Genomic DNA, 21,236 nt, shown 5'->3' with positions numbered 1-21,236 from the left:
CGTGACCGGTCACCGGCTGGAGCCGCGAACGGCGCCGGCGCACGGGTGCCGGAAGCGGAGTCTTGAAACGAAGCGGCGGGCGACTCAGCGCGCGAGGCCGAGTCGCTGCAGCAGGCTGGGCTTGAGGTCCAGCGTCTGCACCTGCCAGCGGCCATCGAGCAGTCGGCCTTCGGCGTGCAGCGTGGCCCGGCCCTTGGGGCCCCAGGCCGACAAGGTCAGCCAGGCGCTGGTGTCGTCGATCCGGCAGGGGCCACAGTCATCGGCCAGTTGGATCGGCGAACCGAGCCGTGCCACTGCGTTGGCGTCTTGCTGGACAGCGGCCAGCACCGCCTGGTAAGCCGGCAGCTGGTCGAGTTCGGGTGGTTCCGGCGGCAACGGTGGAAGGGGGGGCAACTCAGGCAGTTCAGGCAGCTCGGGCACTTCGGGCTCGGCCGGGTCCGCCAGCTCGGGCCGGTCCGGCGGCGAGGCCCGGTGGTGGCTGGCCGCCCATGCGCGCACGCCGGCGTCGATCGGTGCCGCCCGGCCATCGACGCGATAGCTCTCGTGCCGTTCACCGGTCAGGCTGACCCAGGCGTGGTAGTCGCGCAGCCGACCGTTGTCGTCGATGCGGATGCGAACCGAGTTGCCGACGTACGTCCACCATGGGTCGTCGGCCGATGCTGCGTCGGTGGCCGCCGCGGGCGCGGTCGGCGCCACCGCTGCCGGCACCGTACCCGTCTGGGCCGCCCACACCCCACCGGCGCACACCAGCGCCGCCAGCCCGGCCGCCACGCCCCAGCGCGGGCCGGCGGATTGGCCGGCGGACAGCAGATGCACCACGCGTTGCTGCAGGCTGCCGCCGTTGGCGGCCAACGCGAGGCGAGGCACGGCGCTGCGCAGGTTCTCCAGTGCGGACAGGGCCTCGGCCACCACCAGCGCGTCGCCGCAGGCCGCAGCGGCGAGACCATCGCAGGCCAGTTCACGTTCGATCCGCACGCGGCGGCTCAGCCACCAGACGCCCGGATGGAAGAACAGCAGGGCTTCGATCGTGCATTGCAGGCCGTTCCAGACCCAGTCCAGCCGGCGGATGTGGGCCAGTTCGTGGGCGATCAGGGCCTCGATCTGCTCAGGCGCCAGCTTGGTCAGCATCGCGACCGGCAGCCACACGATCGGCCGCCAGGCCCGTGCGGTGAACGGCTGGGCCCCGCTCGGCAGCAGCCGCAGCATCACCCGGCGCCGGATGCCGAGCGCGTGGCACAGCCGCTCGGCGCGGCGTTGCCAGGCCCGCGGCACCGGTGCCGGCAGGGGCTGGCGCTCCAGCGTGCGCAGCCACCACCAGCCGCCCCCCAGGCGGACGAGCATCACCAGCACGCCAACGCACCAGGCCCAAGCCAGCCATGCTGGCGCCTGCCAGGCGGCGCCATCGGCCAGCGCTGGCGGCAGGATGGCGGTCGACCAATCGGCGGCGCGGACGCTGCCTGTCAGGTTGACGGCCGTGCTGCCCTGCAGGCTCTGCCCCAGTTGCCAAGCAGGCACGACGAGCATCGCCAGGAGGAACAGCAAGCCTACGACGTGCCGCGCCGCGGCGCCGCGCCGTGCCATTGCCGCCAGCACCAGCGCGGCGAGGGCGGTCAGCAGCGCGTCTTGCCACAGCGCGACGAGCAGCGACTGCGCCAGCGCCGATTCGAGTATCGACCAGGAGGGGTTCATCGTCGTCAGTCCTCGGGGCTCAAGCGTGGCCGCGCTTCGACTTGGCATCGGCGATCAGGCGGGCGATCGCGTCCAGTTCGTCTCGGCTGGGCTTGTCGACATCGAGCGCGCGTTGCACCAGTTGCAGCGCCGAGCCGGCGAAGGCGCGCTGCATCAGGTCCTTCACCAGTACCGACTGCACGTCGGGCTCGGGGTGCAGCGCGCTGTAGCGGTGGCTGCGTTCGCTCTCGTCGCGCTGCAGCAGGCCCTTGTCGGCCATGATGGTCATCATCTTCAGCACGGTGGTGTAGGCGGTGTCCTTGTGCAACGACAAGGCCTCGTGCACCTCGCGCACGGTGCACGGGCCGCCGTGGTCCCACAGCACCTGCAGGATCGCCAGTTCGCCTTCGGTCGGATGAGGAGTGGTCATCGAGGCTCCGTTGTCTATGAATCAAGTCGTACTACTTGAATAGTACTAATTGATTAGTAGATTGCCAAGTCCCTGCGCGGCCCTTGTCGGCGTCGGGCGATACCCTCCCCCCACGAATAGGGGGTGATGGCATGTCCGGGTCGCGCCGGCGCAGGGCGTCTTTCCCAGTGTCAGGTTCTCGAGTCGACTTGCACCGGCTGCAACGCCCGAGGGCTCGATGGTCGAGGGCTCACGAACCTTCGCCTACCCAACCCCTTCATGGAGACTTCACCATGGTCACTTCGCAAGTTCGCCTTCTGCAGGCACTGGCGCCCGTCGCGCTGGCCGCGGCTGCGCTGTCCACGTCCGGTGCCGCGATGGCGCAGAGCCGGGAACAGTTCATGTCTGAAAACGACCCCAGGGCCCTCGCCGGTGTGCATCCACCCTGCCGAGGCAAGGTGAACCAGGTGCTCGACACCGTCTACGAAGGCGTCAAGACCACGGCCTGGAACTTCGCGGCCGTGGGTGGGGGCGGTGAGAGCACGCGTTTCGACAAGACGCCGGTGTTGAGCACCAAGGTCAACCTCCAGGCGGGCTGCCTGAACGCGCACTTCAGCGCGATGGTCGGCAGCCGCCAGACCTACCCGTGGGTTTCGGCGCTGACGATGTTCCAGGTCACGCTGACGCCGTCGACCGGCGGCGCGCCGATGCACATGGCCGGCCACTATGAAACGCCGTATGGCATCTACGGCCCGGCGATCGCCGAGTCAGCCGAGTACGACGTCGACATGATCGCGTCGAACTTCTACCAGGGCATCGGCACAGGGCCGGGCTTGGTGCCGCCGGGCACCTACCGCGTCGATGTCTGGTGGGCCGGCGGTCCGATCGGCGGCGGCGGCGCGATCGGCGCGGACTTCGTGCTGAAGTTGTATATGTATTGACCCCCACGCCCCCTTCCGGGGGCTGCCCCCCGAGGGGGCTCGCGCAGCGGACCGGCGGAGCCGGATCCGCGCACGCCACTTGGGGGCGGCGGCTCCTTCGGAGCGCCGGTCAATGCAATAACAAGGTCAGCGGTTCGTTCCGGCGACCATGTCGAAGCGGAACAGGCGGCACTCGATCGCGCCGTTCCACATTGGCACCCGCCGGCTTTCCTTCAGGCGCATCAGGCCGGGCAGTTTGGGCTCGGGCGTCAGGACCTGCGCGGTCCATCCGGCGTAGTGCTTCTTCCAGTGGGCGGCCAGGCGGGCGTAGAAGTCGGCGGCATCGGCGGCGCCTTCGAACTTCTCGCCACCACTTTCGCCGCGTGCCGGTCCGGCGCCTTGGCCCTGGCCTTTCGGCGCGATGCGCTCGCCATACGGCGGGTTCATCACGATCACGCCGCGCTCGGCCGGCGCCGGGCGCTGCAATGCGTCGGCGGTCTTGAAATCGATCGCGTGCCTGACGCCGGCGCGCTCGGCGTTGCGGGTCGCGAAGTCGGTCATGCGAAACGACACGTCGCCGGCCCAGATGGGCACGGCCGGCGCATGGATGGCGTTCTGCGCTTGCTGGCGCAGCGTGGACCAGGCGCCGAGGTGGGCGCGGAAAGGCAGCAGCTTCTCGAATGCGAATCGGCGGGCGAGGCCGGGCGCGATACCGCAGGCGATCTGCGCGGCCTCGATCGCGATCGTGCCGGCGCCGCAGCAGGGGTCGAGCAGGCCGCCGTCCTCGGGCCGGCCTTGCCAGTCGGCGGCGGCCAGCATCGACGCGGCCAGCGTTTCTTTCAACGGCGCTTCGCCCTTCAGCCCTTGCGCGTCGCGCCAGCCGCGCTTGAACAAGGCCTCGCCGGACAGGTCGACCGACAGGCTCGCGTGCTCCGGTCCGAGGTGCAGCACCAGCGACAGGTCCGGATGGCGGGTGTCGACGCTGGGCCGCTCGCCGGCCGCTTCGCGCATCACGTCGCAGACGGCGTCCTTGATGCGCAGCGCGGCAAAGTTCAGGCTCTTCAGCGGCGAGCGCCACGCCGACGCGTCGACGCGCAGCGTCTGGCGCGGCGTGATCCAGTCGGCCCAGTTGACCCGCCGGGCGATCGCGTACAGGTCGTGCTCGTTCGCATACGGGCCGTCCGCCACTTGCCACAACACGCGCTGCGCCAGCCGGCTGCCGAGGTTCAGCCGCATCGCCGCGTCGACGTCACCATCGACATAGACGCCACCACGGCCGGCCTCGACCGGGCAGCGGTCTTGCAGCAGTCGGCGGCATTCGTCGACCAGCAACGGCTCGGTCCCGGCGGCGCAGGGCAGGAACAGCGTGCCGCGTTCAACGGCGCTGCGGGGAGCGGCAGCGGCCTTGATCACCCGGCGCGGCGTGGGATTCTCATTCGTCATCTACATCGCCTTGCGCAAGTTGGCCGGCGCGATCTTCAACGCCTCGCGGTATTTGGCGACCGTGCGGCGCGCGACCTGGATGCCCTGCTCTTCGAGCATGTCGGCGATCTGGCTGTCGGACAGCGGCTTGGCGGTGTTCTCGGCGGCGACGAACTGCTTGATCAGCGCGCGCACCGCGGTCGACGACGCATTGCCGCCGGCGTCGGTGTTCAGCGACGAACCGAAGAAGTACTTCAGCTCGAAGGTGCCGAACGGGGTGTTCATGTACTTCGCGGTGGTCACGCGCGAGATCGTCGACTCGTGCAGGCCCAGCTCGTCGGCGATCTCGCGCAGCACCAGCGGTTTCATCGCGATCTCCCCGTGGGTGAAGAAGTTCTTCTGTCGCTCGACGATGGCCTGGCTGACGCGCAGGATGGTATCGAAGCGCTGCTGGATGTTGCGAATGAACCAGCGCGCCTCCTGCAGCCGCGCACTCAGGCCGGCGTTGCCGCTGGCGCCACCACGCTGGCCCCGCACCGCTTGCGCATAGACATCGGACACGCGCAGCTTGGGCATCACGTCCGGGTTCAGCATGACCTTCCAGCCGCGGCCGGACTTCATCACGATCACGTCCGGCACGACGATCAGGTTCTCGGCGCGGGCGAACGGCCGACCGGGTTTGGGCTCGCAGGCGACGATCAGCGCCTGGGCGGCCTTCACCGTGGCTTCGTCGGCGCCGGTGGCGCTGGCCAGCTTCTTCAGGTCGCGCCGGGCGAGCAATTCCAGGTGCTGGCGGCAGATTGTCAGCGCACATTCGCGCGCCGGGCAGGCCGGCGTGTCGCGCAGCTGCAGCGCCAGGCAATCGCCCAGGTTGGCCGCGCCGACGCCGGCGGGCTCCATGCTTTGCAGCCATTTGAGGCCGCAGCGCAGCTGGCCGAGCAGGTCTTCGCGCGCCTCGTCGTCGGTCAGGCCGAGGGCATCGGCGAGGCGCTCGACGATCTCCTCGAGCGTGCCGTCCAGGTAGCCGTCGTCGTCGAGCGACTCGATCAGCACCTGCACCGCGGCCGCATCGGTGGGCGACAAGCGCATGCCGGAGAGTTGGGTGCGCAGATGGTCTTGCAGCGTCGGCGTCGGCGTGTTGCGGTCCTGCGCGTCGGGGCCGTCTTCGTCGCCGTTGCCGGCGGCGTTGCCCGAAGGCAGCTCGCGGATGCCGTCGAAGTCGTCACGCTCGGTGCCGTTCTCCCAGTCGTCGCGCTCGGTGGTGCCGAAGTCGGCCGAGTCCATGCCGGAGGGCTCGTCACCCCCTTCGCCGACGGCGCTGCCGGGCGCGTCTTGCTCTTCACGCTGGCTGGGGGTGGTTTTCTCGGCCGCGCTGTAGTCGAACGGCGTCGCGTCTTCCTCGGGTTCGAGAAAGGGGTTCTGTTCGAGCATCTGCTCGACTTCCTGGTGCAGCTCGAGCGTCGACAGCTGCAACAGGCGGATCGATTGCTGCAGCTGCGGCGTCAGCGCCAGGTGCTGCGACAGGCGGACTTGCAGGGTCGGCTTCATCCCCGATCCCTACATTTTGAAGTGTTCGCCGAGGTACACCCGGCGCACGTCCGGGTTCTCGATGATGTGGTCCGGCGTGCCTTCGGCCAGCACGCTGCCTTCGCTGATGATGTAGGCGCGGTCACAGATACCGAGTGTTTCGCGCACGTTGTGGTCGGTGATCAGCACACCGATGCCACGTGATTTGAGAAAGCCGATGATGCGCTGGATCTCGATCACGGCGATCGGGTCCACGCCGGCGAACGGCTCGTCGAGCAGGATGAAGCGCGGTTGCGTCGCCAGCGCACGGGCGATCTCGACCCGGCGCCGCTCACCGCCCGACAGAGCCGGCGCCGGCGAATCGCGCAGGCCGTTCAGGCTCAGGTCGTGCAACAGCGTGTCGAGTTGGCGGTTGATCTCGGCGGTGGCCAGCGGCTTGCCACGTTCGTCCAGCTGCAGCTCGAGCACTGCGCGGATGTTTTCTTCCACCGTCAGCTTGCGGAAGATCGACGCTTCCTGCGGCAGGTAGCTCAGGCCCAGGCGCGAGCGCTGGTGGATCGGCTTGCGCTCGACGGCGACACCGTCGATGCGGATCGAACCCGCGTCGCAGCGCACCAGGCCGACGACCATGTAGAACGTGGTCGTCTTGCCGGCGCCGTTGGGGCCCAGCAGGCCGATGACCTCGCCGGCACCGACGGCCAGATGGACGTCCTTGACCACCATGCGCGCGCCATAACTCTTGCGCAGGCCGCTGGCTTCGAGCCGGCTGGTACCGGCAGCACCAGCCAGCGTCGCGACATCGGGCAAGGGGGCGTTCACTTCGAGGGCTCCGACGCGGCCTGATCGGCGCCGCGCGGGATGAACACCAAGCGGGCCCGGCCGGGCGATTCGCCCGGGGTCGCCGGGGGCCCACCTTCGAAGACGATGGTGTCGCTGCGCTGGTCGTAGGTGATCACCGCGGCATTGGCTTCGTCCGGCGGGCCGCTGGGGCGTACGACGCGAAGCTTGGCATTGCCGACGAAGCGCACTTTCTCGGCCGCGCCGTCGTATTCGATCCGCTCGGCCTCGGCTTCGACGAACTCGTCGACCCGGTCGCGTTTCTGGCGGAAGGTGGCCGACTGGGCGCTCGAGCCCAGCGCATTGGCCTGGTAGCGGCCCGGGGTGCCCTCTCGGACCTCGATCCGGTCGGCCTTGATCTGCAGCGTGCCCTGGGTCACGACAACATGGCCGCTGATGGTGGTCAGCTTGGTTTTCAGGTCGACCGTGGCGGACTGGGAGCCGTCACTTTCGACCACCAGCGGCTTGCCGCGGTCCGCCTTTTCGGCATGGGCCGGCAGCCCCGCGCCAGCGGCCAGCAGGGCCGCGGCGATCAAGGCGGCAGGCAAAAGGCGAAAGGAGGTGGTCGGGCGCATGGCTTGCGGCATGAAACTTGCAGGCCATTCTAGCCCCTGCACCACCCCGATCGATGCCGAACGCACGCCGGTGGGGTACCTTTACAGGGGCGCGTCAATGGTTCGGGCGAGCGGCACCGTCCAGGGTGCTCAGGCCGCCTGGCGTACCTTGCCGATCAGGAAATCCACCACCACGAAAGTCCGCTCCGCGCCGCCGGCCATCGTGGACGAGGTCGTGAAGCGGCCTTGCACGCCGACCATCGGCACGCCGTCCACACGGTAGGCGTCGGACAACTGCTTGGCCTGGCGCGCCTTGCCGATCACGGTAAACGATTTCATCGTCTCCGTGAACTTGGCGCTGTCCAGCCCGTTGGCGTTGGCGAAGGCCACGAGTTCAGGCTCGGTCGCCATGCGCTTGTGGTCCTTGTGGATGGCGTCGAAGAACTTGCGGTGCAGGTTGCCCAGCTGCCCCATGGCCTCCAGCGCGTAGAACACCTTCTGGTGGAACTCGTGCTGCGGTGCGAAGCCCACCGGGACACGGCGGAAGCTCACGTCCGCCGGCAGCTTGGCGGCCCACTGCTCGACGAAAGGTTCGAGGGCATAGCAATGCGGGCAGCCATACCAGAAGAACTCGGCCACTTCGACCTTGCCGGTGCTGGTCAGCGGCACCGCCTGGGCCAGCTTCTGGTAGTGGGTGCCTTCGACCGGGCCGCCCTGTGCGTAGGCGGCCGGGGCGCCGATGCCGGCCAACAGGCCGAGGGGTCCGGTCAAGCCGATGGCGTTGAATTCACGCCGGTTGATGCAGGTGTGCTTCACGAAGATCCTCAGGGCAGGTCAGCGGCCAGTCACGGCCGGGGGGTGAAACGTGGATGCCGCGGCGGGCGAGGAGTTCCGCCGGCCGTCGGTATTCAGGGATTGCGCTCCTGGCGCACCAGCGCCGCATCGACGCCGCCGGCCTTCAGGCGTTCTTGTTGCGTGGCGGCCTCGGCCTGGCTGTCGAATGGGCCCAGGCGCACGCGGTGGATCGTGCGGCCCCCTTGCTCGCGCTCGGAGATCTTGGCGCCGAAGCCCTGCAACGCCAGCTTGGCACGCTGCTGCTCGGCGTCGTCGGCGCTGGAGTAGGCGCCCACCTGCACGAAGTACAGGAAGGGGTCACCGCCGGGGCGCGGCACCGCGGGTGGTTTGGCGCCCGGCACCGGTTCGCCGGCTAGGATGGCGGCCGCATCGCGGTTGGACTTGGGGCCGGCCGGTGGCGGGGTGATCGCCTCGGGGGTTCCCTGGCGAACCGGACGGCCGTCGCTGCCGGGCAAAGGCACCGGGGCGGGTGCCGGCGCCAAGCCGGTGGGCGGCCGCGACGCCGGCCCTGCCTTGCCTGCCAGGCCCGCGTTCGGGTCCCAGTTGCGCATCTTCTCGGCCTCGGCGGCCTCTTGCTCCGGGGTGCGGTGCGGCACCTTGTCGTGGAAGGGCGAAGGCACCTTGGCGATGTACAGCGCCACACCCAGCGCCAGCGCCAGGCCGATCAGCAGGCCGACGATCAGGCCCACGGCGAAGCCGCCGCGTTGTTTCGCGAAGCCTGCGCGCCGTCTTGGCGTCGGGCTTCCGGTATGCACACTCATGCGGTCTCCGCAACGGGTTGATCTCGTGACATCGCGTTTGGTGCACTGACGCCCAACAGCGCGAGCGCATTGCGCAGCACCTGGCGCGTCGCGTCCAGCAGCGCCAGCCGTGCCCGGGCCAGCGCCGCGTCGTCGACCAGAAAACGCTCGGCGGCATAGTAGCCGTGGTAGGCCGCCGCGAGGTCTCGCAGGTAGAAAGCAACGTCATGCGGCGCCATGTCGCGCGCCGCGGCGCTGAGCATGCCGGGGTAGTCGGCGAGCTTGAGCATCAACGCGAGCTCGCTCGGCGCGGTGAGCAGCGACAGGTCGGCCGCCGCGATGGCCGCGTCGTTGTGGCCCTGCTCGGCCGCCTTGGCCAGCACCGAGCAGATGCGGGCATGGGCGTACTGCACGTAGAACACCGGGTTCTCGTCGTTCTGCTTCAGCGCCAGGTCGACGTCGAAGACGAACTCGGTGTCGGCCTTGCGGCTGATCAGGAAGAAGCGCACCGCGTCGCGGCTGGTCCAGTCGATCAGGTCGCGCAGCGTCACGTAGCTGCCCGAGCGTTTGGAGATCTTGACCTCCTGGCCGCCCTTCATCACCGTGACCATCTTGTGCAGCACGTAGTCCGGGTAGCCCGGGGGCACGCCCATGCCGGCCGCCTGCACGCCGCCGCGCACGCGGGCGATGGTGCCGTGGTGGTCGGTGCCCTGCACGTTGATGACCTTCGTGAAGCCGCGTTCCCACTTGTTCAGGTGGTAGGCGACATCGGGCAGAAAGTAGGTGTAGGTGCCGTCGGACTTGCGCATCACGCGGTCCTTGTCGTCACCGTAGTCGGTGGTGCGCAGCCACAGTGCGCCGCCTTCCTCGAAGGTCTTGCCCGACTTCTCCAGCCGCGCGATCGTGTCGGCCACGCGGCCGCTGGAATACAGGCTCGACTCGAGGAAGTAGTTGTCGAAGTGCACGCCAAAGGCCTGCAGGTCCAGGTCCTGCTCGTGGCGCAGGTAGGCCACCGCGAACTGGCGGATGCTGTCCAGGTCGTCCGGGTTGCCTGACGCGGTGAATTCGCGGTCGTCGGCCTTGACGGTCTTGCCGGCCATGAAATCGGCCGCGATGTCGGCGATGTAGTCGCCGTTGTAGGCCGCCTCGGGCCAGCCGGCATCACCGGGTTTGAGGCCCTTGATGCGGTACTGCGTCGAGGTCGCCAGTGTCGCGATCTGCACACCCGCGTCGTTGTAGTAGAACTCGCGCGTGACGTCCCAACCCTGGGTCTCGAACAGGTGACAGATCGAGTCGCCCAGTGCGCCCTGACGGCCGTGGCCGACGTGCAACGGGCCGGTCGGGTTGGCCGAGACGAACTCGACCATCAGCTTCTGGCCGTTGGCCGGCTGGCGGCCGAAGGCCTCGCCGGCCTGGCGTACCTCGGCCACCACGGCCTGCTTGGCCGCCGGCGACAGACGCAGGTTGATGAAGCCGGGGCCGGCGATCTCGAGCGACGAGACCCAGCGCTGCACCTCGGGCTGCGCATTCAGCGTAGCCACCAACGCCTCGGCCAGTGCGCGCGGGTTGCTCTTCAGCGGCTTGGCCAGTTGCATCGCCACCGTGATGGCCAGGTCGCCATGGGCGGCCTGTTTCGGCGATTCGAAAATCGGTGTGACCGGATGGTCGGGAGCCAGCTGCGCCACGGCGCGAGCCAGCGCGAGCTGCAGCTCTGCCTTGGCTTGGATCATGATGCGGTGAATTCTAAGTTGGCGTCGCTGAAGGCCGTGTCGGGCCGTGGCGGTTGCGAGGGTCGGGGGGGCCCTGTTACCCTGGCTGTCGTCATTCGACTTATCGCCAGGCTCAAGCACAGCAACGTGGCGTCTTCCACTTCCCGCACCCGATCCTCGCCGACGTCGACCTCCACGTCCACCACTGCGGCGACGACGAGTTCGTCGCGTTCCCGGTCGCGTGGGCAGGCCACCGTGGCGATGCCGCGGCTGGACCCGGACGACCCGCCGACCATCGGCAAGTACCGGGTGCTGCAAAAGCTGGGCGAAGGGGCGACCAGCGAAGTCTTCCTGGCCTTCGACGACTTCAACAACCGCGAGGTGGCGATCAAGCGGGTGCGCCCGAGCGCCGGGCGTTCTGAAGCCGACGTGCACTTCTCGTCACACTTCTTTGCCGCCGAGGCGGCACTGGTGGGGCGGCTGAACCACCCGAACGTGGTGCAGATCCACGACGCGGTCGACGACCCGGTCTCGCCCTACCTGGTGATGGAGTACGTGCCCGGCGTGACGCTGCGGGTGTTCTGCCAGCAAGACCGGCTGCTGCCGCTGGAGCAAGTGGTCGAAATCGGCTTCAAGTGTGCGATGGCGCTGGGGTATGTCTATCGCCAGGGCCTGATCCACCGCGATGTGAAGCCGGCCAACATCCTGGCGCTCACCGACGGGCCCGAGGTGCTGGACATCAAGTTGACCGACTTCGGCAGTGTGCTGAACCTGGGCGCCGACCGCACCCAGATCCACCGCGTCGGCTCGCTGGCCTACATGTCGCCCGAGCAGCTCGAAGGCTCGACGCTGGATGGCCGGGCCGACATCTACTCGCTGGCCGCGGTGCTGTACCACATGATCGCCGGCCGCCCGCCGTTCGAGGCCGAAAGCCACGCGGCCCTGCTGAACATGATCTGCCACGCCGAGCCGCAGCCATTGACCGGCATGCGCGAGGGCGTCAGCCCGGCGCTGGACCAGACCATTCGCGGGGCGCTGGCCAAATCGCCGGCCGATCGGCCGGAAGACTGGGACCAGTTCGCGCAGTCGCTGTCGGCGCTGATCACCAACCATGAGGTGCCTCGCGGCCAGTTGCAGCGGGTGCTCGACTCGGAGCGCTTCAACCTGTTGCGCGAGATGGAGTTCTTCGCCGACTTCGGCGATGTCGAGCTGTGGGAGGTGGTGCACCGCGCGCGTTGGCAGCGCTTTCCGTTCGGCCACCGCGTCTTCAAGCGCGGCCAGGAGGGCAAGCAGTTCTACTGCATCGCGCAAGGCGAGGTCGAGGTCCACCGCGACGGCGAGCGCGTCGCCCGGCTGGGCGCCGGCACCTCGGTCGGCGAGATGGCCTATCTGGCCCCCAGCGCCGAGCTGCGCAAGCACGCCACCGACGTGATCGTCTCCGAACCGTGTACCACGGTGTCGTTCAATCCGGAGAGCCTGGCCCAACTCAGTCCGGACACCCGGCACCGTTTCGACGAGGCCTTCATCAAGGTGTTGGTGCGCCGCCTGCACGCCGCGCACGAGGCGTTGGCCCATCCGAGAAAAATCATGTGACGTGCGGCCGTGCCGCGAAAAAGGGGAATCAACGATGAACAAGCTGCTCGCTGCGCTGGCCCTGGCCCTGGCCGTCGCCACCGCGCTGCCGTTGTCCGTGCAGGCTCAGGCACCCGCTGCCCCGGTACCCGAGCCGGTGGCTTCTGCACCGGCCAAGACGCCGCAGCAGGAAAAGGTGGCCCATTGCAGTGAGCAAGCCACCAGCAAGACCGGCGACGAGCGCAAGGCCTTCATGAAGGAATGCCTGGCGGCCAAGCGTGCCTCGCAGACCGGCAAGATGCGCTCGTGCAGCGAGCAGGCCAAGGGCATGAAGGGCGACGACCGCAAGGCTTTCATGAAGACCTGCCTGTCGAGCTGACCCGCCGGGCTTGCCGACGCTCGATTCACGTTCGAGAAATAAAAGTCCCCGCCATTCCCCAACTTTGCTTGGCGGCGCAATAATCGGCGCATGGATTCCCTGCGCGCCATGCGGGTGTTCGCCCGCGTTGTCGATGAAGGCAGTTTCGCTGGGGCGGCGCGTGCGCTGGACCTTGCGCCTGCGGTGGTCACCCGGCTGGTGGCCGAACTTGAGGAGCACCTCGGCGCGCGGTTGATGAACCGCACGACGCGCCGCACGGCGCTGACCGAGGTCGGCGAGAACTACCTCGAAAGGGTGCGCCGCATCCTGGCCGATGTCGACGAGGCCGAGGCCTTGGCCCAGGCTTCGGTCGCCGAGCCCCGCGGCCCGGTGCGGTTGCTGATGCCGCCCGCGGTGGCGGTGCACCAGTTGGCCAAGCACCTGCCGCGCTTTCGCGCCAAATACCCGTTGGTGTCGATCGAAATCGTCGCCAGCGGGGCGGTCGAAACGGTGGACGACAGCTTCGATCTGACCGTGATGGCCTTGCGCAAGCCGCTGGACGGCAACTTCATCGCACGCCGGCTGGCGCGTGCCGAAGTCGTGACGGTCGCGGCGCCGGATTATCTGGACCGGCGCGGCCGGCCCAAACACCCGCGCGAGCTGGCGGACCACGATGTGCTGATCCCGCCGCTGTCGGACCTGCAGCGGGGCGTGACCTTCTACCGTGGCCGTTTCGACGAAGACGGCGCGGGTGGCGGCGAAACCTTCCACGCGATGCCCAAGCGCGGCGTGCTCAGTACGCTGAACACGGACACCAACTATGCCGCCGCACTGGCCGGGCTGGGCGTGGCCGGGCTGCCGTCCTTCGTCGTCGAAGACGCGCTGATGGAGCATGCGCTGGAGCGTGTGCTGCCGGCCTGGCGGCTGCAAAGCGCGACGCTGTGGGTCGGCATGCCGACGCGCCAGCACGTGCCGGCCCGCACGCGGGTGATGATGGACTTCCTGATCCAGATCTTCGGCGGCGAAGACCGTGATCCGTGGCTGGCCGCTGCCGGGTGCGAAACCAACCCCGGTTGTGAGACGGCGGCCGCGCTGACCAACGCCGAGGCGCCCGAAGCCGCGCCCGAAGACGCCTGAAGCAGCGGGCCTAGAAGGTGTAGCCCGACGCGAGCTTCTGCTGGTTCATCGGTTCGATCAGGGCCAGCAGCGGCGCCAGCGGGCGATAACGCAGCGCCACTTTGGTGGCATAGGCGAAGAAGCGTGGCAGGTCGTCCCGGTAGTGGGGCTTGCCATCGCGGTGCTTCAGGCGACAGAAGATGCCCATCACCTTCAGATGGCGCTGCAGGCCCATCCATTCGAGCTGACGCCAGAACTCGCCGAAGTCCTCGTCGACCGGCAAACCGGCCTTGCGCGCCGCCTCCCAGTAGCGCACGGCCCAGTCGAGTTCGTGCTCTTCGTCCCAGGAAATGAAGGCGTCGCGCAGCAGCGACGCGATGTCGTAGCTGATCGGGCCGGCCAGCGCGTCCTGAAAGTCCAGGATGCCGGGGTTGGGATCGGCCACCATCAGGTTGCGCGGCATGTAGTCGCGGTGCACGGCGACCACCGGCTGCGCCAGCGCGCCGGCCACCAACGTGTCGCAGACCTGCCGCCAGCGCGCCTGCTGGGCCTCGTTCCACTCGATGCCGAATTCGCGCTGCACGCACCATTCGGGAAAGATCGCCAGCTCGCGTCGAAGGAAGGCTTCGTCGTAGGGCGGCAACGCGCTCGCATCGATGCTGGATTGCCAATGCACCAGCGCGCGGATCGCGTCGCGCATCAGCCGGTTGGCCTCGGCGCTGTCGGCCTCGCGCAGCGCGTCCAGGTAAGGCCGGGTGCCGAGGTCGGACAGCAGCACGAAACCCTGCTCGGGATCGGCCGCCAGCACTTGCGGCGCATGCAAACCGGCGGCCGTGATGCGTGCTGCCATGGCGAGGAAGGGGCGGCTGTCGATCAGCGTCGGCGGAGCGTCCATCACGATGGCGCTGCGGCCGCCGGGGCCGTCGATGCGCAGGTAGCGGCGCATGCTGGCGTCGGCCGATGCCACGCGCAGGCTCGTCGGCAGCCAGCCCTGGGCGGCCGCCAGCGGCGCCAGCCACCGTTCGAAGGCCGCCTGCCGCTCGGCATCGGCCCAGGTGACGGGATCGGTCGACGACGGTGTTGCGGGGGAAGAAGAAGTCGTCACAGGTGTCCCGGGCAGGCCATGGATAATCCGGCCCGATTCTAGAGACGCCCCCCGCCTGCTCGCGCGCGATCCGTTCCCGGTGCTGCGCAGGAGCACCATCACTGGTGGCCCCCCGCTTGCTGCGCCTGCCTCTTCATCGCCCTCGGGCAACGATCGTCCCCCTTCCCCGCCCTGCTGCCGCCTGGAGCGTGTTGGCCACCGCCTGCGCGCTGGCCTGCGGCGGCGCGGTCGCGGCCGAGGCGGCCCGCCAGTTGCCGGCCGAGTTGAGCGCACGCTCGGTGCGCAGCACGCTGGACCAGGAAACCATCGCCGAGGGAGAGGTCGAGCTGCGCCAGGGCAACCTGACGCTCAGTGCCGACCTGCTGCACTACAACGCGGCCACCCAATGGGCCAAGGTGACCGGCCACGTCAGCCTGCGGCGCGACGGTGACCGTTTCAGCGGCACCGAGGCCGAGTTCAATCTCGGTTCGCGCGAGGGCTATGTGCTCAAGCCCGAGTACCACTTCGAACGCACCGGCGCCGGTGGTCGCGCGCGCCGGCTCGACTTCGTCGGCGACAAGCGCATGAGCGCCCGCCGTGCGGACTACACCAGCTGTCCGCGCGACGGCGACGCCACGCCTGACTGGGTGCTGTCGGCCGACAAGCTGGAATTGGACTTCGAGAACAACGAAGGCGTCGCCCACGGCGCTGTGTTGCGCTTCCTGGGTGTGCCGATCCTGGCCGCGCCGGCGATCAGCTTTCCGGCCACCGAAGCGCGCAAGTCCGGCTGGCTGCCGCCCGAGTTCGACAGCGACAACCGCGGCGGCCTGGCGCTGATGGTGCCATACTACTGGAACCTGGCCCCCAACTACGACCTGACGACGACGCCATCGTTTGCGTCGCGACGCGGGCCGGGGCTGCAGGCCGAGTTCCGCTACCTGCAGCCGAGTGACGAAGGCCGCTTCGAGGTCCACACCATTCCGCACGACCGCGTGGCCGGGCGGGAGCGCCATGGCTACGAATGGTTCCACAGTGGTCACATCGACAACGCGTGGCGCTATGACGCTGGCTGGATGCGCGCCAGCGACGACGACTACTGGAAGGATTTCGCCAACCAGTTGCCGAGCTTGACGCGCCGGTTGCTGCCCCAGGCGGCGCAGATCGAGCGCCGTTTCGAGTGGGGTGCCGACTGGGCCCTCGACGTCTACTCGCGGGTGCAGGGCTGGCAGGTGCTGCAAGACGCCGACACCATCCTGCCGCCCTACCAGCGCGTGCCGCAGGTGGGTGTACGCGGCGGCGGCCTGCTGGGGGCTTCGGCCGGCGATCAAGGCTGGGGCCTGCAGTGGGAGCTGGAACTGGAGGCCAACCGGTTCGAGTTGGCCGACCGGCCAGTCGGTGACCGGCGACCCGACGGTTCGCGCGTGCATCTGCTGGGGGCCCTGTCGCGCCCGGTCGACGAGGGCTGGGGCTGGTTCACACCCCGTGTCTCGCTCAACGCCGCCAGCTACCGCACGGCGGTGCCGATGAGCGATGGCCGGGTCGAGGCCAGCCGCACGATCCCGACGCTGAGCGCCGATGCCGGCCTGCGGTTCGACCGCAACACCGACTTGTTCGGCCTTGCCTTGCGGCAGACCCTGGAGCCGCGCCTGCACTATGTGAACACGCCGTGGCGGGACCAAAGCACGTTGCCGCTGTTCGACACCGCCGCCAGCGACTTCAACGCGGTCTCGATCTACGCTGACAACCCCTTCTCGGGCATCGACCGGGTCGCCGATGCGCACCAGGTGACGCTGGGCGCCACCACCCGCTGGCAGGAGCCGGACACCGGCGTCGAGCGCCTGCGTCTGGGCGTGGCCCAGCGCTTCCTGTTCCGCGACCAGCGGCTGACGCCGGAAGAGGTGCCGGGCAACCAGCGGGTGTCCGACCTGTTGCTGTTCGGCTCCGGCTCGCTGTGGCAGAACTGGATCTTCGACACCAGCGTGCAGTACGGTGCGGCGATCGACAAGCCGGTGCGTTCGATCGTTGCCGTGCGTTACCAGCCGGCACCGTTCCACACCCTTGCAGGTACCTATCGCTACGCCCGCGACCTGAGCGAACAGTTTGAACTCGGCTGGCAGTGGCCGATCTACCGCAGCGAGGCCAAGGCCGGTGGCAGCGCCTGCCTGGGCACGCTGTACGGCGTCGGCCGGGTCAACTTCAGCATGCGCGACAACCGCGTCACCGATGCGTTGGCGGGGGTCGAGTACGACGCCGGCTGCTGGATCGGCCGCTTCGTGGTCCAGAAGGTGTCGACCGGCGCGAGCGAATCGACCACCCACTGGATGCTGCAGTTGGAGCTGATCGGCCTGTCCCGGCTGGGCAGCAACCCCCTCAAGGTCCTGAAGGACAATATCCCCGGTTACCAGTTGCTGCGCGACGACGACGCGGCGCCCTCGCTCCAGACGCCCACCCCATGACCGAACCGACCCGTTTCCGCGCCACGCTGGCGATCTGTGCCGGCCTGCTGGCTGCCACCGCCAGCCTGGCACAGCAACCCGCCACGCCGCCCGCTCGCGTGCCCGCCGCCCGTTCGGCCGACTACATCGTTGCCATCGTCAACAACGAGCTGGTGACCCAGGTCGAGGTCGACCAGCGCGTCAGCCGGGTCAAGCTCGATGCGATCCGCAGCGGCACCCGCTTGCCGTCCGACGATGAGCTGCGCAAGCAGGTGCTGAATGCGCTGGTCGAAGAGCGGGTGATCATCACGTACGCCCGCGACAGTGGCATGAAGGTCGACGAACCCGAGCTGGACCGTGCGGTGGCCAACGTGGCCGCGGCCAACAAGCTCACCCTCGACAAGCTGCGCGAGCGGCTCAAGGCCGAGGGCATCGACTACACGCGCTTTCGCACCAACCTGCGCGACCAGATGCTGGCCGAGCGGGTTCGCGAGCGCGAGGTGATCAGCCGCATCAAGGTCACCGACGCCGAGATCGACAACGTCATCGCGTCGCGCAAGACCCAGGCGGCCGGCTCGGCCGAGCTCAACATCGCGCAGATCCTGGTCACCGTCCCCGAGGGTGCCGCCCCCGACGTGGTGGCCCAGCGGCGCGAGAAAATCATGGCCGCGCTGGCCCGGGTGCGTGGCGGCGAGCCGTTCGAGCTGGTGGCCAAGTCGGTCTCGGAAGACGGCAACAAGGACAAGGGCGGTGAAATCGGCGCCAAGCCGGCAGATCGGCTGCCGGACCTGTTCGTCGATGCCGTCAAGCCGCTGGCCGTCGGCGCGGTGACCGCCGAGCCGCTGCGCAGCGGCGCGGGCTTCCACATCCTGAAGCTGCTGTCGCGCAGTGACGCCGGCGGCGCATCCGTCACGCAGACGCGCGCCCGCCACATCCTGCTGCGCCCGTCGGCCGCGCTGTCGGCCGATGCAGCGCAACGTCGCCTGGCCGAATTCCGCGACCTGATCCTGTCCGGCAACCGCAAGTTCGAAGACCTGGCGCGCCAGTACTCGGAAGACGGCAGCGCCAGCAGCGGCGGTGACCTGGGCTGGTCGGCCCCGGGCAGCTTCGTGCCGGAATTCGAAGAGACGATGAACAAGCTGCAGCCGGGCGGCCTGTCGGCGCCGATCGTGTCGCGCTTCGGTGTGCACCTGATCCAGGTGATGGAACGGCGGCAGGTGGCGGTCGACCCGAAGGAGCTGCGTGAGCAGGCGCGCAACATGCTGCGCGAGCAGAAGTTCGAGCCGGCCTACCTCGAGTGGGTCACCGAGCTGCGCTCGCGGGCCTACATCGAGATGCGCGAGCCGCCGCAGCAATAAGTGAAACACCAGGCGCGCAAACGCTTCGGCCAGCACTTCCTGACCGACAGCGCCATCATCGATTCGATCGTGCGCGCGATCGATCCGCGCCCGGGCGAGCCCGTGGTCGAGATCGGTCCCGGCCTCGGCGCTTTGACGCAGCCGCTGTTGGCACGCTGCGAACGGTTGACGGTGGTCGAGCTGGACCGCGACCTGGCCGCCCGGCTGCGCAAGACGTCCGGGCTGGACGTGGTCGAGTCGGACGTGCTGAAGGTCGATTTCGGCGCCCTGGCCGACCGCCTGGGCGGCGGGCTGCTGAAGGTGGTGGGCAACCTGCCCTACAACATCTCGACGCCCATCCTGTTCCACCTGCTGCCGTGGGCCGATCGGGTGAGCGAGCAGGACTTCATGCTGCAAAAGGAGGTCGTCGATCGCATGGCGGCCGGGCCCGGCAGCAAGACCTACGGCCGGCTGTCGGTGATGCTGCAGTGGCGCTACGACATCGAGTCGATCATCGACGTGCCGCCGCAGGCTTTCGACCCGCCGCCGCAGGTCGATTCAGCGGTGGTGCGGATGGTGCCGCTGCGCGATTTCGCCCCGGTCGACACGGCGCGCTTCGAGGCGCTGGTCGCAGCGGCGTTTTCGCAGCGCCGCAAGCTGCTGCGCCATTCGCTCGGCCGCTGGCTCGACGAGCAGGGCTTCACCGGCACCTTCGACCTGCAGCGCCGCGCCGAAGAGGTGCCAGTCAGCGAGTTCGTCGCTCTCGCCCAAGCGTTGTCTTGAATGACAAAGCCCGCCGAAAGGCGGGCTGATGTCACTTCCGGCGGCTGTCGCGGAACCGGCTTTGCCCGGCCGCTGACAGCGCCCCCTTGAAGGGGAGGCGCCAGCGGCGCCTCGGGGTTGGACTGGTCATGCCGCGTTCAGCCACATCGCGGTATCGAACGCGCTGCTCATCATCGGCATGTTCATCCCGAAATTCGGGTTGATGCCTGTCTTCGTGCTGGCCTTGGCGGCCGGCTTGGTTTCGTTGGGGGCCGTTTCCACCGCCCGCTCCCATGACCCGTTTTCTTGGGAGCGGGCTACTGAAAAGAATAAAAACACCTGAATGGTATTTTTCGTTCCGCCCAAAAGTCTGCCGCATCGCGGAACACGTCGAGCAGCTGCTCGCGCGATTCACGGTCGAAGCGTGAGTTGTCGGGGATCTGCTCGAGCACGACCACGAAGCCGGGCTGGATGCCGGACTTGTGGACCAGGTCCGTCATGCAGTCGAACAATGCATCCAGGTTCTTGCCGAAGTGCTGCGGAAACAGGAACGAAGTCGCGATGCCGTCCAGCACCTCTTGTTTGGACTGCGCCTCGGTGAGGTTGGCGTACAAAAAATGCTGGCCCGCTTCCTGGGCCGAACGCATCAGGTCATCGACCCGATACGCGCGTATCGCCTGCACGATGTTGGGACGGACGGTCTGCAAGAGCATGGTCTCGTTCCTCCTTGGTCAACAAAAATCCGGTCGTTCGTACCCGCTTGCTCAACTGCCGTCCCGTCAGGGTGCGATGCGCTTGAAGCTTGCGTAATGGTCTTCGGTATAAAAACAGGCCTCTGGTTCCCGCAGCTGGCGGCCGCCACACACGATGCGCCGCGCGCCCCGGTCATGTGAGCCCGGCGTGCGCACGGTGTACTCGTGGTAAAAACCTCGCGGTTGGCGCGGCAGCAGTTGCTCTCGGTTGCCGAACACGATGCCGTCCTTCTCGTAAGGGAAGGGGCCACCGGAACGGATCAAGCGCTCGGTTTGCTGCGCCTCCGCCGGCAGGGCCGCAAGCGACACCGTGCCGATCGCCGGACGCGAGACCTGGCTCGAAGAGCCATCGCCTGCACTCGCCGCAGCGCTGAAGTTCACCAATGCAACGCCACTCAGCAGCCCCGCTGCTGTGATGGTGAGCCCCCACTTTCGAAAGGACCTACCCACCAGCAGTGAACCACTGTACGCCACGGGTTTACCCTGAAGACTGAAGCGAGCATGCTACCCGATGGGCGCAAAAACCACAAGTCCACTGCCTCTTTTTAGGGCAATGGAGAAGAGACTGAGTGTTCGCTAACTTCGTGAAAAGTTTTGCAAATTCAATGCATTGGCGGCATTGTCATTGGATTCTCAACGCGCCGCATTGACGTCCGCGACGGTCAAGGCCGTCATGTTGACGATCCGGCGCACGGTGGTTGACGGCGTCAGGATGTGCACTGGTTTGGCGGCGCCCAGCAGCACCGGGCCGATCGCAATGCCGCCGCCGGAAGCGGTTTTCAGCAGGTTGTAGCTGATGTTCGCGGCGTCGATGTTGGGCAGCACCAGCAGGTTGGCGTCGCCGTGCAGCGTCGTGTTGGGCATCAGTGCGGCGCGGGCGCGGCCGTCCAGCGCCACGTCGCCGTGCATCTCGCCGTCGACTTCGAGCCACGGCGCCTGCTCGCGCAGCAGCGTCAGGGCGCGCCGCATCTTCTGGGCGCTCGGGTGGTCGCTGCTGCCGAAGTTGGAGTGCGACAGCAACGCCGCCTTGGGCTCGACGCCGAAGCGGCGCATCTCCTCGGCTGCGAGTGCGGTGATCTCGGCCAGTTCCTCGGCGCTCGGGTCGGCGTTGACGTGGGTGTCCACCAGGAACACCTGGCGACCAGGCAGCATCAGCCCGTTCATGCAGGCATAGACCGG

The 21,236-nt window shown here is 68.2% G+C and carries 21 protein-coding genes; 7 read left to right on the top strand and 14 right to left on the bottom strand.

Going from position 1 to position 21,236, the window contains the following annotated elements; translation table 11 throughout:
• Positions 1 to 84: 84 nt before the first annotated feature.
• Positions 85 to 1,689: a M56 family metallopeptidase gene (locus VFY73_RS10705; protein ID WP_329718462.1), complete on the bottom strand. Its 1,605-nt coding sequence runs from the start codon at positions 1,687 to 1,689 to the stop codon at positions 85 to 87.
• A gap of 19 nt (positions 1,690 to 1,708) precedes the next feature.
• The gene (locus VFY73_RS10700; RefSeq protein WP_329718460.1) at positions 1,709 to 2,098 is read right to left on the bottom strand and encodes a BlaI/MecI/CopY family transcriptional regulator; all 390 of its coding nucleotides are present in this window, start codon (positions 2,096 to 2,098) and stop codon (positions 1,709 to 1,711) included.
• 272 nt (positions 2,099 to 2,370) lie between these two features.
• On the opposite strand from VFY73_RS10700, the gene VFY73_RS10695 reads away from it, so the two are divergent.
• Complete coding sequence (locus VFY73_RS10695; protein WP_329718458.1) at positions 2,371 to 3,018, top strand: hypothetical protein; 648 nt, start codon at positions 2,371 to 2,373, stop codon at positions 3,016 to 3,018.
• Positions 3,019 to 3,144: 126 nt separating this feature from the next.
• Here the strand turns inward: VFY73_RS10695 and VFY73_RS10690 are convergent, their stop codons facing one another.
• From VFY73_RS10690 to argS, 7 genes are all read right to left on the bottom strand, one after another.
• Positions 3,145 to 4,440 (bottom strand): THUMP domain-containing class I SAM-dependent RNA methyltransferase, encoded by a 1,296-nt coding sequence (locus VFY73_RS10690; protein WP_329718456.1) that lies wholly within the window; start codon positions 4,438 to 4,440, stop codon positions 3,145 to 3,147.
• Complete coding sequence (locus VFY73_RS10685; RefSeq protein ID WP_329718454.1) at positions 4,441 to 5,967, bottom strand: RNA polymerase factor sigma-54; 1,527 nt, start codon at positions 5,965 to 5,967, stop codon at positions 4,441 to 4,443. It abuts the gene before it with no gap.
• A gap of 9 nt (positions 5,968 to 5,976) precedes the next feature.
• Positions 5,977 to 6,765 carry an LPS export ABC transporter ATP-binding protein gene (lptB, locus tag VFY73_RS10680; protein ID WP_329718452.1) on the bottom strand — a complete coding sequence of 263 codons (789 nt, stop codon included), beginning with the start codon at positions 6,763 to 6,765 and terminating at the stop codon, positions 5,977 to 5,979.
• Positions 6,762 to 7,358 carry a lipopolysaccharide transport periplasmic protein LptA gene (gene lptA / locus VFY73_RS10675; protein ID WP_329718450.1) on the bottom strand — a complete coding sequence of 199 codons (597 nt, stop codon included), beginning with the start codon at positions 7,356 to 7,358 and terminating at the stop codon, positions 6,762 to 6,764. Before lptA ends, lptB begins: the two co-directional genes overlap by 4 nt.
• Before the next feature lie 129 nt (positions 7,359 to 7,487).
• A complete protein-coding gene (locus tag VFY73_RS10670; protein ID WP_329718448.1) occupies positions 7,488 to 8,153 on the bottom strand; it encodes a thiol:disulfide interchange protein DsbA/DsbL in 666 nt (221 codons plus the stop codon).
• 92 nt (positions 8,154 to 8,245) lie between these two features.
• Positions 8,246 to 8,953, bottom strand: coding sequence for an SPOR domain-containing protein (locus tag VFY73_RS10665; protein ID WP_329718446.1), 708 nt, complete (start codon positions 8,951 to 8,953; stop codon positions 8,246 to 8,248).
• On the bottom strand, positions 8,950 to 10,662 hold the full coding sequence (gene argS / locus VFY73_RS10660) for an arginine--tRNA ligase (protein WP_329718444.1): 1,713 nt from the start codon (positions 10,660 to 10,662) through the stop codon (positions 8,950 to 8,952). The genes VFY73_RS10665 and argS overlap by 4 nt, the downstream gene beginning before the upstream one ends.
• A 240-nt stretch (positions 10,663 to 10,902) precedes the next feature.
• Between argS and VFY73_RS10655 the strand changes: the two genes are divergently transcribed.
• From VFY73_RS10655 to VFY73_RS10645, 3 genes are all read left to right on the top strand, one after another.
• Positions 10,903 to 12,234, top strand: coding sequence for a serine/threonine-protein kinase (locus VFY73_RS10655; protein WP_329718442.1), 1,332 nt, complete (start codon positions 10,903 to 10,905; stop codon positions 12,232 to 12,234).
• A gap of 34 nt (positions 12,235 to 12,268) precedes the next feature.
• Positions 12,269 to 12,592 (top strand): PsiF family protein, encoded by a 324-nt coding sequence (locus tag VFY73_RS10650; RefSeq protein ID WP_329718441.1) that lies wholly within the window; start codon positions 12,269 to 12,271, stop codon positions 12,590 to 12,592.
• A gap of 90 nt (positions 12,593 to 12,682) precedes the next feature.
• A complete protein-coding gene (locus VFY73_RS10645) occupies positions 12,683 to 13,708 on the top strand; it encodes a LysR family transcriptional regulator (RefSeq protein ID WP_329718439.1) in 1,026 nt (341 codons plus the stop codon).
• 10 nt (positions 13,709 to 13,718) lie between these two features.
• Here VFY73_RS10645 and VFY73_RS10640 read toward each other — a convergent pair whose 3' ends face one another.
• The gene (locus VFY73_RS10640; RefSeq protein WP_329718437.1) at positions 13,719 to 14,792 is read right to left on the bottom strand and encodes an aminoglycoside phosphotransferase family protein; all 1,074 of its coding nucleotides are present in this window, start codon (positions 14,790 to 14,792) and stop codon (positions 13,719 to 13,721) included.
• Positions 14,793 to 14,980: 188 nt separating this feature from the next.
• On the opposite strand from VFY73_RS10640, the gene VFY73_RS10635 reads away from it, so the two are divergent.
• The 3 genes from VFY73_RS10635 to rsmA are packed head-to-tail and all read left to right on the top strand — an operon-like array spanning position 14,981 to position 19,326.
• On the top strand, positions 14,981 to 17,227 hold the full coding sequence (locus tag VFY73_RS10635; protein ID WP_329718435.1) for an LPS-assembly protein LptD: 2,247 nt from the start codon (positions 14,981 to 14,983) through the stop codon (positions 17,225 to 17,227).
• Positions 17,224 to 18,564, top strand: a complete 1,341-nt coding sequence (locus VFY73_RS10630) for a peptidylprolyl isomerase (RefSeq protein WP_329718433.1) — start codon at positions 17,224 to 17,226, stop codon at positions 18,562 to 18,564. Before VFY73_RS10635 ends, VFY73_RS10630 begins: the two co-directional genes overlap by 4 nt.
• Positions 18,565 to 19,326, top strand: coding sequence for a 16S rRNA (adenine(1518)-N(6)/adenine(1519)-N(6))-dimethyltransferase RsmA (rsmA, locus tag VFY73_RS10625; protein ID WP_329718431.1), 762 nt, complete (start codon positions 18,565 to 18,567; stop codon positions 19,324 to 19,326).
• Positions 19,327 to 19,452: 126 nt separating this feature from the next.
• Here the strand turns inward: rsmA and VFY73_RS10620 are convergent, their stop codons facing one another.
• From VFY73_RS10620 to VFY73_RS10605, 4 genes are all read right to left on the bottom strand, one after another.
• Entirely contained in the window at positions 19,453 to 19,587 is a 135-nt protein-coding gene (locus VFY73_RS10620; RefSeq protein WP_329718429.1) for a hypothetical protein, read from the bottom strand.
• 35 nt (positions 19,588 to 19,622) lie between these two features.
• The gene (locus VFY73_RS10615) at positions 19,623 to 20,018 is read right to left on the bottom strand and encodes a barstar family protein (protein ID WP_329718428.1); all 396 of its coding nucleotides are present in this window, start codon (positions 20,016 to 20,018) and stop codon (positions 19,623 to 19,625) included.
• A gap of 66 nt (positions 20,019 to 20,084) precedes the next feature.
• Positions 20,085 to 20,438, bottom strand: coding sequence for a ribonuclease (locus tag VFY73_RS10610; protein WP_329718426.1), 354 nt, complete (start codon positions 20,436 to 20,438; stop codon positions 20,085 to 20,087).
• Between the two features lie 252 nt (positions 20,439 to 20,690).
• The coding region (locus VFY73_RS10605) for a phosphate acyltransferase (protein WP_329718424.1) at positions 20,691 to 21,236 on the bottom strand (546 nt) is incomplete at its 5' end.

The organism is Ideonella sp., assembly GCF_036277275.1.
Taxonomy (GTDB): Bacteria; Pseudomonadota; Gammaproteobacteria; order Burkholderiales; family Burkholderiaceae_C; genus Ideonella.
Note: the sequence above shows the minus strand (reverse complement) of the source record. Positions and strands in the feature narration are given on the sequence as shown.